The following is a 15334-nucleotide window of genomic DNA, read 5'->3' on the forward strand; positions in this document are numbered from 1 at the left end:
AACCCCGCATATCTTCATCGGACTCCTTGACTTCGTTCTGGTCTGACCGGGTATATGCGGCAAGAATTCAAATGTGAATTCGCAGATAGCTAACGCGCGCATCCGTATATTCACGTAGTTCAATACATCCTGATGTGAATTGCGTTACAGCAATTTAGCCGAAAACGGTAATTTGACCGTTTGGACAACTCTGCATTTGCCCTTCTTATGATCATGTATACAATCTGCATATCAAATACGCAGAAAAATAGAATTTTCAAGATTGGCAATAACCTGCAGGGGGACATCATGAAGTCTGGCACTTTCCGTCTTTCCCGTCGCGCAATGCTATCGGCCATGGCCGCAGCAGCCGCGGTGGTATCTTTTGGCCTTGGCGTACCGGCACCGGCAATGGCAGCCGACCCGATCAAGGTTTCGGCGATTTACACCGTTCCGGTCGAACAGCAGTGGGTTTCGCGTATCCACAAGGCGCTGAATGCCGCTCAGGAACGCGGCGACATCACCTATGAATTTTCCGAAAACGTCGCCAATACCGACTATGAACGCGTGATGCGTGAATATGCCGAAAATGGCTCGGCCCTTATTCTGGGCGAAGTTTTCGGTGTTGAACGCGCGGCCCGCAAGGTTGCCGCCGATTATCCCGAAACCGCGTTTCTGATGGGCTCAAGCTTCGGCCCCGAAGGCGACAATTTCTCGGTCTTTGACAACTATATCCATGAACCAAGCTATCTTGTTGGCATGGCAGCCGGCAAGGCGACCAAATCGAACAAAATCGGCATGGTTGGCGGTTTTGCCATTCCGGAAGTCAACCGCCTGATGAATGCCTTCATGGAAGGTGCCAAATCGGTAAATCCGGATGTCGAATTTACCGTGACCTTCATTAACAGCTGGTACGATCCGCCCAAAGCCAAAGAAGCCGCCTTTGCGATGATCGATAAGGGTGCGGATGTCATGTATGCCGAACGCTTTGGCGTTTCGGATGCCGCGAAGGAACGCGGCGTTCTGGCTGTTGGCAACGTGATCGATACCGCGGCAGACTATCCGGGCACCATTCTGGGTTCGGCCCTTTGGCACATGGAGCCGACGGTGGATCATGCGATTGCAGCGGTCAAAGCTGGTGAATTCAAGGCCGAAGATTACGGCAAACTCAGCTACATGAAACCGGGCGGCGGCACCGTCGTTCTTGATAGCGCCCTTCTGCCCGAAGGTACTGTTGCCGAAGTTGACGCCAAACAGGCAGAAATTCTGGATGGCAGCTTTACCGTCAAGGTGAATGACGAAGAACCGAAATCTTCCATGTAAGATTTCTTCCACTTTGCAGGCAGTCCGGTTTAAACATCGGACTGCCTTTCGTTTTTCGGGGCGATCCAGCCATGCACCCGATACGCCAATATAGCCCAAGGCGTGACACATAAAAATTAACGGATCAGCCGGATGTCATCTGCTGCCACCCCATCTTTGGAAACGTCCCCACAATTGCTGCTGCAACTGGCTGCAATCACCAAGAAATTCGGCCCGCTGATCGCCAATGACGCCATCGACCTTGATGTGCACAAGGGCGAAATCGTTGCACTTCTTGGCGAAAACGGTGCGGGCAAAACCACCCTGATGAACATTCTGTTTGGCCATTATGTTGCGGATACGGGGACCGTGATGGTCGCGGGTGCGGATGGTATCCTTGCCCCGCTTGAACCCGGCGCACCGCAGGCGGCCCTTGATGCCGGGATCGGCATGGTTCATCAGCATTTCACACTGGCCGAAAATCTAAGCGGCCTTGATAACATCGTCCTTGGCACAGAGCCGATTTTTCGCCTACGCCGCGACCGGACCAAGGCACGCGCCAAACTGTCAAAACTGATGGCGGGATCGGGTCTCAATGTCGATCTGGATCAGCCGGTTCATAAACTGACCGTCGGCGAAAAGCAGCGCGTTGAAATCCTCAAGGCTCTTTATCGCGATGCCCGTTTGCTGGTGCTGGATGAACCAACTGCGGTTCTGACGCCGCAGGAGGCAGACAGCCTTTTTGCGATCCTTCGCAAGCTTGCCACGACCGGGCTTTCGGTCATTATCATTGCCCATAAACTGGCCGAGGTTCTGGCGGTTTCCCATCGCATCGCGGTGCTGCGCGGCGGCAAAAAAGTCGGCGAAATGGCAACCGATCAGGCCGACAGACGTTCGATTGCCGAGCTGATGGTTGGCCGCGATGTTCCCTTAAGCCGCCGAAGCGAACGTGCACCGGGCAAGCCGGTCATCGAGCTTCGGGATGTCACGATTGATCGTGGCGATGCCAGGCGGTCGCTGCATGGGGTGAACCTTCTGGCGCGTGAGGGCGAAATTCTTGGCATTGCCGGGGTATCGGGTAACGGGCAGGCGGCGTTGGCGCAACTGATTGCCGGGCTGGATCGTCCCGATGGTGGCTCGGTCGAGATTTTTGGTGAAAAAGTTACCAAATTCGATGCTCACAAGTTTGCCCAGATCGGCATCGCGCGTATCCCCGAAGACCGCCATCATGATGGTATGGTGGGGTCGATGACGGTGGCGGAAAACATCGCCATCGAAGATGTCCGATCCCGTGATTATCAGAAATTCGGCTTCCTTGATTTCGAGGCAATCCGAAAACGCGCCGAACATGCAATCGCCGATTACGATGTGCGCTGCCCCGGTCCGGATGCTCCCGCACGTCTGCTATCTGGCGGGAATATTCAAAAACTTATCCTTGCGCGTGTTCTTGAAAAATCACCAAAACTGATCCTTGCCAACCAGCCATCCCGCGGGCTTGACGTGGGTGCGCAATCAGAAGTCCATAGACGGCTTCTTGAGGCGCGCGAAGGCGGCGCGGCGGTGGTTCTGATATCCGAGGATCTCGATGAATTGCTGACCCTGTCCGATCAGATTGCGGTGATCCATGCCGGTCATGTATCGGCTGCGATTGCGGCAAACGATATTGACCGATCAGAGCTTGGTCTGATGATGGCCGGACAGAAAAAAAGCGATGCCGATTTCGGGTCCGGTAAATTTGAGCCCAGCACAAAGGCCAGCGCAAAAACCGATGAAAATGCCCCAAAATCAGGAGACCCGGCGTGATCCGGTTTGAACCCCGCACCAATCCATCCGCAATCATGGTTTATGGCGTCCCCGTCATGGCGGCAACTATCGCCATTCTTCTGGCAGCGATCCCGCTTGCCCTTGCCGGAGCACCGATCATAAACGCCTATGGCCTGATGATAAGCGGCGCGTTTGGATCGATGTTTTCGATTTCGGAAATGCTGACGCGTGCCACCCCGCTGATCCTGACCGGATTGGCGGCCGCCATCGCGTTTCGGGCCAAACTTTGGAATATCGGGGCCGAGGGACAGCTTTATATGGGGGCCATGGCCGCCGTTGCCATCGGATCGGGTGTGATTGACGGGCCAAGCTATATCATGATCCCGGTCGTGCTGATTGCCGGGGCGCTCGCCGGGGCGGTAATGCTGATCGGCCCGACGCTTTTGAAAACGCGGTTAGGGGTGGACGAGGTTGTCACCACTCTGCTTCTGAACTTCATCGTCATTCTGTTTGTGCAGATGATGCTGGAAGGTGCGCTAAAAGACCCGATGTCTATGGGTTGGCCACAGTCCGAACCGGTAATCGATAGCGCCGTCCTGCCGCCGCTGATCGAACGGATGCGGGTGCATCTTGGATTGGTGATCGCGCTGATCTGTGCCGTGGCGCTGGCGATTTTCGTTAAACGCACCGTCTGGGGATTTGAAATTCGTGCGGTCGGTGAAAATGCCGCCGCAGCCAGATTTTCTGGAATTTCGGTAACCAAAACCATGGTACTGGTCGCGATGCTGTCGGGTGGTTTGGCCGGACTTGCCGGTGTTTCCGAAGTCGCGGGAACCCGTGGATATCTGGCGACCGATCTGTCGCCGGGTTATGGCTATGCGGGGATCGTGGTTGCAATGCTGGCCCGCCTTTCACCGGTTGGCGTGATCATATCCGCCGTGTTTGTGGCATCGGTTTTTGTCGGTGCCGATTCCATGAGCCGCGCAATCGGCGTTTCAAGTTATCTGGCCGATCTGATTGTCGCGATGTCGTTGTTATGCGTTCTGATTGGCGGGTTTCTGACCCGGTTCAAGGTCCATTTCGAACGCCAGAAATCAGCAGGTTAAGGGGAAAGAAAATGGAAATCATCGACATCCTTTTGACCGCAAATTTCTGGGCCGCAGCGCTTCGCATTGCCACCCCGCTGATTTTCGGGGTGCTCGGCGCGCTGATTTGTGAGCGCGCCGGAGTTCTTAACCTTGGCATCGAGGGGATTTTTACAGCCGGGGCGATGGCCGGATGGATGGCGGTCTGGCTGGGTGCCGGATTGTGGGGCGGCGTTCTGGTTGCCGCCTTGGCCGGTGGGTTTTTCGGCCTGATCCACGCGATCCTGACCGTGCCGCTTGGCCTGTCGCAGCATGTGTCGGGGATCGGGGTGACGTTGCTGGCGACCAGCCTGTCGTATTTTACCTATCGCACGGCATTGCCCGATGTGTCGTCACCGCCGCGGATCATTCCGTTCCAGCCGCTTGATATTCCGATCCTGTCGGATTTGCCGTTTATCGGCCCGGCGCTGTTTTCCCAAACGGCTCTTACAATGCTGGCGCTTGTCATGGTGTTTGTCACCGGCTGGGTCTTGTATCGCACCCCGCTTGGCCTTGCGATCCGGGCGGTTGGCGATAATCCGTCCTCGGTCGAGGCGCAAGGGTTATCGGTTTATGCGCTGCGCATCGGGGCCGTGGTTGCCGGATCGAGTCTGATGGCGCTGGGCGGCGCGTTTCTGACCATGTCGGCGTTTGATGCGTTTTTCTTTGGCATGATCAATGGCCGTGGCTGGGTTTGCATTGCACTTACGGTGTTTGCAAGCTGGCGACCGGGCAAGGCATTGCTGGGCGCGTTGCTGTTTGGTGCGTTTGATGCGTTTCAGGTCCGCCTGCAAACCGAAGTTGGCGCGTTTCTGCCATCGCAGGTTTTCCTGATGATGCCCTATCTGCTATCGATTGCCGCCCTGATCATTGTGGCGCGCAAGGCCGATTATCCCAAGGCATTGTTGGTGCCGTGGTTCAAGGGACAGCGTTGATTTTCGCCCCGAAACAAATAGCCTGATGATTAAAATATCCCATTACCGAAGGACGCCGCCATGCAAGCCGATCTGATCCTTAAAAACGCGAATCTGCCTGATGGCCGCACCGGTGTTGATATCGCCTGCAAGAATAGCAAGATCATCGAAATCGGGCCGAAATTGCCGATCCTGGCGGCCGAGGAAATCGATTGCAACGGGATGCTGGTCAGCCCGCCCTTCGTCGATAGCCATTTCCACATGGATGCCACCCTGTCGCTGGGCCTGCCAAGGATGAATGAGTCGGGTACGTTGCTGGAAGGCATCGCGCTTTGGGGCGAACTTAAGCCGATTTTGACCATCGAGGCGGTGATTGAACGCGCACTTCGTTACTGCGATCTGGCCATATCGAAGGGCCTGCTTGCCATCCGAACGCATGTTGATGTCTGCGATGACCGTCTGCTTGCGGTCGATGCGTTGCTTGAGGTCAAAAAACAGATCGCACCCTATATCGACCTGCAACTGGTGGCGTTTCCCCAGGATGGCTATCTGCGCAGCCCGACGGCAAAGCAGAATGTCATTCGCGCACTTGATAAAGGCGTCGATGTTGTCGGCGGCATCCCGCATTTCGAACGCACCATGGCAGACGGCGCGCAAAGCATTATCGAACTTTGCGAAATGGCGGCCAAACGCGGCCTCCGGGTTGATATGCATTGCGATGAAACCGATGATCCGCTGTCGCGTCATATCGAAATGCTGGCTTATGAAACGCAGCGCCTTGGCCTTCAGGGGCGTGTGGCCGGATCGCATCTGACATCGATGCATTCGATGGATAATTATTACGTATCGAAACTGATAGCGCTGATGACCGAGGCCGAGGTCAGCGTGATTGCCAACCCATTGATCAACATCACGCTTCAGGGTCGTCACGATACCTATCCCAAGCGTCGCGGCATGACGCGCGTGCCGGAATTGCGCAAGGCGGGGCTGACCGTGGCGTTTGGTCATGATTGCGTGATGGACCCGTGGTATTCGATGGGATCGGGCGATATGCTTGAAGTCGCATCGATGGGGCTTCATGTCGCACAGATGACGTCACGCGACGATATCCGGGCCTGTTTTGACGCGGTGACAACCGAACCGGCAAAAATCATGGGGCTTGAAGGATACGGGATTGCGGTTGGCAACAATGCCGATTTCGTCGTGTTACAGGCCCGGGATACGATCGAAGCCGTCCGGCTTCGCGCCAACCGGCTTTATGTCATTCGGCGCGGCAACATCATCGCCGAAACCCCGTTACAGCAAACCTGCCTGCATCTTTCGGAACGGCCCGAAACGGTGCGCGGCGATGATTATGCCCCGGGGAAATAGCAAATCGCACACGTGAAACGATTTCGTCACGTGATCCATTCCCCGTTACACCCCATATGATGTGGGTCAACGCACATTATCGAGAACCACCATGTTTTACGAACCGGGCAAAACGCCACATAACCTGCCGCATGATCCGTTCAAGGCCTGTGTGGCCCCACGCCCGATTGGCTGGATTTCGACGGTCGATAAACAGGGGTGCGCCAATCTGGCCCCCTATTCGTTTTTCAATGCAGTCTGCGGCAATCCGCCGATGGTCATGTTTGCATCTGGCGGCTCAATTGACAGTCTGAACAATGCGCGTGAAACCGGTGAATTTATTGCCGCCGTCGCCCCACGCGCGATGCTGCGCGAAATCAATTTCTGTTCGGCACCGCTTCCGCCCGAACAGGACGAATTTGATTATGCCGGTCTAGAAAAGGAACCGGGTCAAACGGTCGCCGCCCATCGGATCAAGGGGGTGCCAATCCATATGGAATGCAAGGTGTTCCAGATTGTCGATCTGCCCGGCCCCACCCCGCAAAGCAAAAACGCGATGGTGATCGGAACGGTGGTCGGTCTGCATATTGATGATGCAATCATCCGTGACGGCATGGTCGATGTCACCCTGTTCGAGCCGCTGGCACGTCTGGGCTATCACGAATATGTCAGTGTCGCGGAAACATTTACCGTCCGGCGCGAGGATTTCTGGTAAACAGCCCGCTGGTTTGCGGCGAGAGGTTACGACTTTCTGTTGTTTCACGGAAACGACCCGCAACCGCAAACAAACTGTCACAGTAAAATTCTAATGTGATCCTCATCACTTGCGCCTGAACCGATGCATAACCGGGTTCGGGCGTTTCTTCGTATGCATTACACGATGTGGGGGATCACACCATGAAACGGACGATTGCAGCCGGTTTTGCCGGTATTGCGGCCATGCTTCTTGCGACAACGGCAATGGCGGGTGACGTCAAGGTTTTCGAAACCAAAAGTGCGATTAACAATCTGTCGACCGTCATGGTGGATGGCGGCAAGGCACGCGACCTGACGGTTGGTTTCGGTTCTGGGGCCTATCGCCGTCCGGGTGATCCGTCCAATATGTTCTATGCCGTTTCCGACCGTGGTCCGAACTTTGTTTGCGGTGATGTTCAGGACGTTCTTGGCGTCTCCGAAGACGTCGTTTGTCAGGGCCGCAAGGTGCGCGTCTATCCGACGCCGGATTATTCGCCGTCGATCTATACCATTTTCCTGAACGATAACGGCAGCTTTGACGTCAAGGACGTTATCGCGCTTAAGGACCAGAATGGCGTGCCCCTGACCGGTTTGACCAACAAGCTGTCGGTTGCCAAAACCGAAAAGCCGGTCGATGCCAATGGCAAGGAACTGGCACAGTCGGTGTCGGCAATTGACGCCGAAGGCATCATTCGCCTGTCGGATGGTTCGTACTGGATCGGTGAAGAAAACGGCCCGTCGATCCTGCATGTTGCCGCCGACGGTACGGTCAATGAACGTATCGTTCCAGCCGGTTCGGAAAAGGATTTCGAAGGTGCGGCCTATAAGATCACCGGCGGTCTTCCGGCAATCCTTGTGACCCGCCAGACCAACCGCGGCATTGAATCGATGGCCGTATCGCCCGATGAAAGCAAACTGTATTTCATGGTTCAGAACCCGCTGGCCAACCCGAATGCAGATGCCTACAAAAAGGCAAAGAACACCCGCCTGTTCGTGTATGACCGCGTGAAGGGCGAACTTGCCGGCGAATATATCTATCAGCTGGATGATCCGCAGACCTTCCGCAACGATCCGTCTGACAAACAGAACGCACCGCGCATTTCCGAAGTCATGGCACTTGGTGATGACCGCCTGCTGGTTCTGGAACGGACCGATGGCACCACCAAGCTGCATGAAGTCAAACTGGATGGTGCATCAAACATTCTGGCATCGCGCTGGGACGATATGTCGACCAGCCCGTCGCTTGAACAGGAAAACGACCTGTCGAAGCTTGACCTGAAGGCAGTTGTCAAAACGCTTCGTTTTGACAGTGCCGATTACCCAATGGCCCCGACCAAGATCGAAGGTCTTGCGGTTATGGGCGACGGTGCACTGGCCCTGATCAATGACAACGATTTCGGCATCAAGGGTGACGCCACCAAGGTGCTTCTGATCGACGGTCTGGTTCAGGCCGACAAGTTCTGATCATCGACTTTCGAAGATTTACGGGCAAGTAGCCACAGGTTGCTTGCCCTTTTTCACGCCCGGAAAACGGTTCCTGCATTCGAACGACTGATCGGTTTCAAATAAATAAAGCAATCCGATAAGCTGGTATTTTTCAAAACTGGGATAATATCTGCACACGAAAGAATGATCATATTCTTTCGATGCCATGGCACGGCACCTTCTCTCAGACAGGATCGCAGCATGCGAAAAGCAATTTCCCCGACCGGCTTGCTGGCATTTTCACTTTTGTTGGCAGGCTGTTCCTCTGTACCCGCAGAACAGACCCATTCGAAATGGGGATATGACGGTTCCGGTGCGCCAGAGTACTGGTCGACACTTGATCCCGCCTATCAGCTTTGCGGGTCCGGCAAAAACCAAAGCCCGATCAATCTTGCAAACAATATCGATGCGGATTTACCGCCAATCGATTTCCATTACGACGTCACCGCCAGGGAAATCGTCAATAACGGCCATACGATCCAAATCAACATGAATTCGGGGGCCTATATCACCCTGAACGAGCATCAGTTTGACCTGATCCAGATGCATTTCCACGCCCCGAGCGAAAACCATATCGGCGGCAAGTCCTTTGCGCTTGAAGCACATCTGGTGCATGCCGACCAAGACGGGAACCTTGCCGTGGTTGCAATCATGTATGACATCGATGCCGAAAATGCCGCACTGGCTTCGTTCTGGGCAAACATGCCGCAAAAAGCTGGTGACAGCGAAGCCACACCGGACAACACGACCATCGCCAGCGTATTGGCGGAAGACCGCGATTATTATCGTTTCAACGGATCGCTGACGACACCGCCATGCAGCGAAGGCGTCACGTGGCTTGTTCAGAAACAGCCGCAAACGATTTCAGAGACCCAACTGGCGGCATTTGCCGGTACGCAGCACGGGCCAAACAATCGCCCGGTACAAAGCGTGTTTGCCCGTCCTGTCCTGCAATAAATCCGACTTGGGTCGGCTTTTCCGACACCGACAATTTGCTGCTTTTACCGGCTGATAAAGCGCGGTAAAAGCAGCCCTATGAAACAGGACACAAACACCCCCCAGACTTTTGACATCCCCGATGGCATCGATGCGGTCATCGAGCCGATGGATGCGACCGGCTATCTGGCCCCTGTCGGCTTTGAAGATCAGTTGCGCGCCGAACTTGGCGACGTGATCGAAAACCATGACCGGCTGATGTTTGCCCCCGGCCCCGAACGCCGTGTCTTCTGGGCGCAGAATGTCTGGCGCAATCCGGTCCGAATGGCGATCCCGTCGATCAAGGGTGCGGCCAAGATCCTGAAATTCAATCAGCGTAACTGGGCCATGTTCAAGTTTGATCATTTTTCGCGCGCGAAACTGATTGAAGCCAACCTGCCGCATGTATCAGCCAAACGACAGGTCTTTGGCGAACCGGCCCCGACCGCCCCGCTGGGATCGTGGACATTGATCGATCCCGATACGATCATCGCATCGATGGATTGTTCCAGCCCGTGGAAAAATGGCGAGGTCGAGTTTGAAGAAGACAAGACCACCCCGCCCAACCGCGCCTATCTGAAACTTTGGGAAGCCTTCACCCGCCTTGGTGTTGGGCCCGAAGTTGGCGACCGCACGATGGATCTGGGCGGCAGCCCCGGCGGATGGACATGGGTTTTGCATGAATTCGGCACCGATGTGATCAGCATCGACAAGGCCCGTCTTGATCCGAAAATCGCCACCCTGCCGCGTGTTGATTTCCGGCAGGAAAGCGCGTTCGGCCTGAACCCCGATGAAATCGGTTATATCGACTGGCTGTGTTCGGACGTGATCTGCTATCCGGACCGGCTGTTCCAACTGGTCAATCAGTGGATGGATGCAGGTATGGCGACCAATTTCATCTGCACCATCAAGCTGCAGGGTGACACCGATTACGCCGCCATTACACAGTTTGCCGATATTCCAGGGTCAAAGGTCGTGCATCTATACAACAACAAGCACGAACTGACCTGGATGAAGGTCCCCGGTGTTACAGATCAGGACTGATTGCAAGTCAATCAGTCCTGATCATCCCCGTCATAGGCGGGGATAGCCGCATCAATCGGGTAATAATCGCCCTTGTCCTTGCAAAACATCTGGGCGGATGTCGATATGCCTGATGCGCCGTCAAGCGTGCCAGGGGTGATTGCGACTTCCTGCGACCGGACGGGACGCCAGAACAGCGATGATCCGCATTCCTTGCAAAAGCCCCGGTCGCTTTGATCAGAAAGGCGATACCAGCGCAATCCTTCGTCACGGGTTAGATGCAGAGCATCCTTTTCCACCCGGGCATAGGAACTGACATGACCGTGCAGTTTGCGGCACAGGCCACAATGGCACATTTTGGCGTCATGCAGTTTGCCGCGCACTTCATAACGAACTTCGCCGCAATGGCAACCGCCGGTCATCGTGCTTAGCGCTGGTGTCGATGTGCTCATCAAACCTTCCTCTTCTGATCGGGCAGGCGGAACGCAGCCTGGTTACAGATGCTGTCTTGTTAAACAGTATCTGGACCAATTCGGGCATCATGCAAGCATGGCTTGTGGCAATATCGATGTTATTGCGGGCAATATTGCGACGATAATGTTTGAGCTTCGCCCAAAGCAGTCCTATTCTGCCGCTTCTGTTCGGGCCCCGGATGATGACGCCACCGCGCCAGATGCCATCCGTCGCCTTGCTTCACAAGCGATGGGATATCATGACCGATCTGTCCTTCCATTATGATGTGCTTGTCATCGGCAGTGGCGCTGCCGGTTTGTCCACCGCACTCAAGCTTGCTCCGCATGTCAAGGTTGCCGTCCTGTCGAAAGGCAAGATCGATGACGGTTCGACCAACTGGGCACAGGGCGGAATTGCCGCCGTGCTTGATGCCGCCGACAGCATCGAAAGCCACGTCGAAGACACGCTGATTGCCGGTGCCGGATTGTGCAAACGCGACACTGTTGAATTTGTCGCACGCAACGCGCCCAATGCCATCAAATGGCTGGATGATCTTGGCATTCAGCTGACGCGTGATCCGGAAGGCGGCAATGATCAGCCGTTTCACCTGACACGGGAAGGCGGGCATAGCCATCGCCGCATTGTTCATGCCGCCGATGCCACCGGACGCGCGGTGCAGACCACCTTGCAGGGTGAGGCTGCCAAACATCCGAACATCAGGATTTTTGAAAATTACCTTGCGATTGATCTGGTGACAGACCGCAAGCTTGGCGGTGAAGGCCGCCGATGCATCGGGGCCTATGCGCTTGATCTGACAACGGGCAAGGTCCGGTCGTTCAATGCGCGTACCGTGGTGCTTGCCACCGGGGGGGCCAGCAAGGTGTACCGGTTTACATCGAACCCCGACGGATCGACGGGGGACGGTATTGCCATGGCATGGCGTGCGGGTTGCCGGGTGATGAATATGGAATTCAGCCAGTTTCATCCGACCTGCCTGTATCATCCGCAGGCCAAATCATTCCTGATTACCGAGGCCGTTCGCGGCGAAGGCGGCAAATTGCTGCTGGCCGATGGGACGCGTTTCATGGACCGGTTTGACGAACGCGGCGAACTGGCCCCACGCGATATTGTCGCGCGCGCGATTGACCATGAAATGAAACGCCTTGGTGCGGATTGCGTGTACCTTGACATCACGCACAAGGGCGAGGATTTCATCCGCGAGCATTTCCCGACCATTTATGAAACCTGCCTGACATATGGCATCGACATGACCAAACAGCCAATCCCGGTTGTTCCGGCCGCCCATTATACCTGCGGCGGGGTTTTGACCGATCTTCGCGGGCGCACCGATCTGACCGGGCTTTATGCGATTGGCGAATGTGCGGGTACCGGCCTTCACGGGGCGAACCGGCTGGCGTCAAATTCGCTTCTGGAATGCCTTGTATTTGGCGAGGCCGCGGCCCGCGACATTGTCGAAGCCCTTCCGGTTGATGACCGGTTCAAGGACCTGCCGGATTGGGATGAAACCGGGATTACCGATTCCGACGAGGAAGTCATTGTTGCCCATAATTGGGAACAGTTACGCAACGTGATGTGGGACTTTGTCGGCATCGTTCGCACGACCAAACGCCTGCAACGCGCGCAGCATCGCATTGATTTGCTGCTGTCGGAGATTGACGAATATTACGGCAATTTCCGTGTGACCAATGACCTGCTTGAATTGCGTAACCTTTCGGTGGTTGCCAAGCTGATCATCCAGTCGGCCCTTTGGCGCCATGAAAGCCGCGGCCTGCATTACACCACCGATTATCCGGAACGTGATGACAGCGCGACGCCCCGCCAGACCATTCTTGTGCCGGAAAACTTTGCCGGTCGCTGGGTTGTATCGGGCCAATGGAAGACCTGATCGGCGAAGACGTCATTCCCCCACGTTAATCGGATCAAAGACGGAGATTGTCATGACCGCCACCCTGATTGGTATCGCGCGTAAGGCACGTTCACGTGCGCCGATGGAAACGCTTGATGGTGTTTCTGTCAGTCTTGATCTTGGGGTTGATGGCGATTATCGCGGCAAGCTACGCAAACGCCAGATCACGGTCATGACTGAGGAAGACTGGTTGGCGGCCTGCGGCGAAATTGACCGTATGGATTTGCCTTGGACCACGCGGCGCGCCAATCTGCTGGTACGGGGTGTGAAATTGCCGCAAACGCCCGGTGCCCGCATCCGGATAGGGGAACTGGTCCTTGAAATCACCGGCGAAACCGATCCGTGCAACCGGATGGAAGCCGCGGCACCGGGCCTTGAAAAGGCCCTGACACCGGACTGGCGGGGCGGGGTTACATGCCGTGCGATTGAACCCGGTGCGATCCGGGTGGGTGATACGGTTATTGTTGACTGATTATCCTGGTTAATCGGGACTGGCCCATCTGGAAATCCCCTGTCGGCTTCCCACTTAACAGGCAGCAGCATGGTCGGGGATCAGGATGGAACTTGCACCAATACCGCATAACGAAGCCGAACGTCAGGGCATCATCACGCGCATGCGTATCGCGACTTTTGATGCCGAACCCGAACTTGACCGAATCACGTCACTTGCCAAACGGATCTTTGACGTCAAATCGGCCACGATGACGGTAATCGATCATGACCGACAGATTTTCAAATCCCGGGCCAATTTCGAAAAGCTGGAAAGCCGCCGCGATATTTCGTTCTGCGGGCATGCAATCACCCAGACCGAGCGGATGGTGATCAAGGATGCCCGGATCGATCCCCGTTTTTCCGACAATCCGTTGGTGATCTGCGATACGCCAGTGATTTTTTACGCCGGGATGCCAGTGCATCATCACGAAGGACAACCGGTCGGGACACTTTGCATTTTTGACGACAAACCGCGCGAAATGAGCCAGCGCGATATCGATAACCTCAAGGACCTTGCCTATCTGGTCGATATGATTCTGTTGCTGCGGTTTGCACAATTCAGCCAGAAACGGTTGATGCAAAGCCTTGATGAAGCGGTTCGTCAAAGCATGATTGATCCGATGACAGGGCTTTGGAACCGGCGCGGGCTTGATGCAATACTTGATCGAGAACTCGCCCCAGAAGGCGTGCCATTGACCGAACCCTGCGGGATTTTGTTATGTGATATCGATCATTTCAAATGCGTCAATGACACACACGGACATCTGATTGGCGATGAGGTCATCATCAGAATTGCCGGGATGCTCAAAAATCATTTGCGCGAAAATGACATCATTGCACGTGTCGGCGGCGAGGAATTTGTCTGTGTCATTCCCGGTATCACGCGCGAAACGACCCCGAAAATTGCTGAAAAACTTTGCAATATCCTGCGCAATACACCGATCAACACCAGCGAGGGTAAAACCCTTGGCGTAACTATTTCCATCGGGGCCACATGGATTGCGGCAGGTTGCAGCAACGACAACCGCAAGGCCATCTTCGAAATTGCCGATGCCGCGCTATATCGCGCGAAACAAAGCGGGCGCGATACGGTCCGCTATCACGCGCTGGACAGCCATGGCATCCTTGATGACCTTAAAGGATGAACCGCCCCACCCTGCTTTTTAATGCAAGCGGCCCCAGATCATACATTTCGTCCAGCACGAGATAGGGATCGGCGCCCAGCTCAAGAAGGATGGCGAAGGCAGGTTCTGTTTTGAAACCGGCCCGTTTCATTTTCCGGATTTCTTCGGAAAGCTGCGACCCCAGAAGATATATCAACCGTGCCTCGACCAGCATATGGCGGAAGCCGAACTGGCATTGCGATGGCGTGCCGGTGGCAAAAATTTCGACCGGCAAATCATCCAGAACAAACCGCACGACAATGGCCTGCGCGACATGTTGCGTTGCCGGGCGGCGATGCAACCCAAAATCATCATGATGACCAAAGACAGCCTGTACATGGGCTTTGAAACCATCAAAATCCGGGCAATGGCAAAGAATGTCGATATCCGATCCATCAATATCAAGATTGATCGGAAAAGTTCCGGCGACAATCGGATCAAACCCGGCAAGCCCATCCCAGACACCATGTCCTGAAATCAGACCGGCCGCCTTTTGACCACGCACGGAAACGGATCGCAACAAATCAAGACCGCGAAAGGCATTGGGCATCAGGCTTTCGGGCCAATCCATTCCGGTCTGGTTCATTGATAAATCCATTCCATTTCTTGACCCGCCCGGCATTGCACGGGATATGTAATAAAATCAAA

The 15334-nt window shown here is 55.2% G+C and carries 14 protein-coding genes; 12 read left to right on the forward strand and 2 right to left on the reverse strand.

The features are described 5' to 3' along the window. Window positions 1-288 precede the first annotated feature (288 nt). The 9 genes from BC440_RS18100 to BC440_RS18140 all read left to right on the forward strand — a co-directional run bounded on the left by BC440_RS18100 (window position 289) and on the right by BC440_RS18140 (window position 10672). Window positions 289-1302, forward strand: coding sequence for a BMP family protein (locus tag BC440_RS18100; RefSeq protein WP_071240920.1), 1014 nt, complete (start codon window positions 289-291; stop codon window positions 1300-1302). A 132-nt stretch (window positions 1303-1434) separates the two neighbouring features. Continuing rightward, window positions 1435-3084, forward strand: coding sequence for an ABC transporter ATP-binding protein (locus BC440_RS18105; RefSeq protein WP_071240850.1), 1650 nt, complete (start codon window positions 1435-1437; stop codon window positions 3082-3084). Then, a complete protein-coding gene (locus BC440_RS18110; protein WP_071240851.1) occupies window positions 3081-4151 on the forward strand; it encodes an ABC transporter permease in 1071 nt (356 codons plus the stop codon). Before BC440_RS18105 ends, BC440_RS18110 begins: the two co-directional genes overlap by 4 nt. 11 nt (window positions 4152-4162) lie before the next feature. Then, window positions 4163-5104, forward strand: a complete 942-nt coding sequence (locus tag BC440_RS18115) for an ABC transporter permease (protein ID WP_037990534.1) — start codon at window positions 4163-4165, stop codon at window positions 5102-5104. Between the two features lie 60 nt (window positions 5105-5164). Further along, complete coding sequence (locus BC440_RS18120) at window positions 5165-6454, forward strand: amidohydrolase family protein (RefSeq protein WP_071240852.1); 1290 nt, start codon at window positions 5165-5167, stop codon at window positions 6452-6454. 91 nt (window positions 6455-6545) lie between these two features. Next, window positions 6546-7148, forward strand: a complete 603-nt coding sequence (locus BC440_RS18125) for a flavin reductase family protein (protein ID WP_037990532.1) — start codon at window positions 6546-6548, stop codon at window positions 7146-7148. A 182-nt stretch (window positions 7149-7330) separates the two neighbouring features. Then, window positions 7331-8632: an esterase-like activity of phytase family protein gene (locus tag BC440_RS18130; protein WP_071240853.1), complete on the forward strand. Its 1302-nt coding sequence runs from the start codon at window positions 7331-7333 to the stop codon at window positions 8630-8632. Between the two features lie 222 nt (window positions 8633-8854). Further along, window positions 8855-9610: a carbonic anhydrase family protein gene (locus tag BC440_RS18135; RefSeq protein ID WP_071240854.1), complete on the forward strand. Its 756-nt coding sequence runs from the start codon at window positions 8855-8857 to the stop codon at window positions 9608-9610. A gap of 78 nt (window positions 9611-9688) precedes the next feature. Beyond that, window positions 9689-10672 (forward strand): SAM-dependent methyltransferase, encoded by a 984-nt coding sequence (locus BC440_RS18140; RefSeq protein WP_083379422.1) that lies wholly within the window; start codon window positions 9689-9691, stop codon window positions 10670-10672. 11 nt (window positions 10673-10683) lie between these two features. Here the strand turns inward: BC440_RS18140 and BC440_RS18145 are convergent, their stop codons facing one another. Next, entirely contained in the window at window positions 10684-11103 is a 420-nt protein-coding gene (locus BC440_RS18145; RefSeq protein WP_071240855.1) for a GFA family protein, read from the reverse strand. Window positions 11104-11363: 260 nt separating this feature from the next. Here BC440_RS18145 and nadB point away from each other — a divergent pair, with 260 nt between their 5' ends. The 3 genes from nadB (at window position 11364) to BC440_RS18160 (ending at window position 14668) form a co-directional block, all read left to right on the forward strand. Continuing rightward, entirely contained in the window at window positions 11364-13010 is a 1647-nt protein-coding gene (gene nadB / locus BC440_RS18150) for an L-aspartate oxidase (RefSeq protein WP_071240923.1), read from the forward strand. Between the two features lie 52 nt (window positions 13011-13062). Further along, window positions 13063-13503, forward strand: a complete 441-nt coding sequence (locus BC440_RS18155; protein WP_071240856.1) for an MOSC domain-containing protein — start codon at window positions 13063-13065, stop codon at window positions 13501-13503. An 85-nt stretch (window positions 13504-13588) separates the two neighbouring features. Then, entirely contained in the window at window positions 13589-14668 is a 1080-nt protein-coding gene (locus BC440_RS18160; RefSeq protein ID WP_071240857.1) for a sensor domain-containing diguanylate cyclase, read from the forward strand. Here the strand turns inward: BC440_RS18160 and BC440_RS18165 are convergent. Beyond that, window positions 14658-15272 carry a DUF4269 domain-containing protein gene (locus BC440_RS18165; protein WP_175484508.1) on the reverse strand — a complete coding sequence of 205 codons (615 nt, stop codon included), beginning with the start codon at window positions 15270-15272 and terminating at the stop codon, window positions 14658-14660. The genes BC440_RS18160 and BC440_RS18165 overlap by 11 nt on opposite strands. Window positions 15273-15334: the final 62 nt, after the last annotated feature.

The organism is Thalassospira sp. MIT1004 (assembly GCF_001858545.1).
Classification (GTDB): domain Bacteria; phylum Pseudomonadota; class Alphaproteobacteria; order Rhodospirillales; family Thalassospiraceae; genus Thalassospira; species Thalassospira xiamenensis.

Bases quoted from the DNA above. Each gene is read 5' to 3' on its own strand.
- BC440_RS18100 (WP_071240920.1), top strand. From the start codon at position 289: ATGAAGTCTGGCACTTTCCGTCTTTCCCGTCGCGCAATGCTATCGGCC.
- BC440_RS18105 (WP_071240850.1), top strand. From the start codon at position 1,435: ATGTCATCTGCTGCCACCCCATCTTTGGAAACGTCCCCACAATTGCTG.
- BC440_RS18115 (WP_037990534.1), top strand. From the start codon at position 4,163: ATGGAAATCATCGACATCCTTTTGACCGCAAATTTCTGGGCCGCAGCG.
- BC440_RS18120 (WP_071240852.1), top strand. From the start codon at position 5,165: ATGCAAGCCGATCTGATCCTTAAAAACGCGAATCTGCCTGATGGCCGC.
- BC440_RS18125 (WP_037990532.1), top strand. From the start codon at position 6,546: ATGTTTTACGAACCGGGCAAAACGCCACATAACCTGCCGCATGATCCG.
- BC440_RS18130 (WP_071240853.1), top strand. From the start codon at position 7,331: ATGAAACGGACGATTGCAGCCGGTTTTGCCGGTATTGCGGCCATGCTT.
- BC440_RS18135 (WP_071240854.1), top strand. From the start codon at position 8,855: ATGCGAAAAGCAATTTCCCCGACCGGCTTGCTGGCATTTTCACTTTTG.
- BC440_RS18140 (WP_083379422.1), top strand. From the start codon at position 9,689: ATGAAACAGGACACAAACACCCCCCAGACTTTTGACATCCCCGATGGC.
- BC440_RS18145 (WP_071240855.1), bottom strand. From the start codon at position 11,103: ATGAGCACATCGACACCAGCGCTAAGCACGATGACCGGCGGTTGCCAT.
- nadB (WP_071240923.1), top strand. From the start codon at position 11,364: ATGACCGATCTGTCCTTCCATTATGATGTGCTTGTCATCGGCAGTGGC.
- BC440_RS18155 (WP_071240856.1), top strand. From the start codon at position 13,063: ATGACCGCCACCCTGATTGGTATCGCGCGTAAGGCACGTTCACGTGCG.
- BC440_RS18160 (WP_071240857.1), top strand. From the start codon at position 13,589: ATGGAACTTGCACCAATACCGCATAACGAAGCCGAACGTCAGGGCATC.
- BC440_RS18165 (WP_175484508.1), bottom strand. From the start codon at position 15,272: ATGAACCAGACCGGAATGGATTGGCCCGAAAGCCTGATGCCCAATGCC.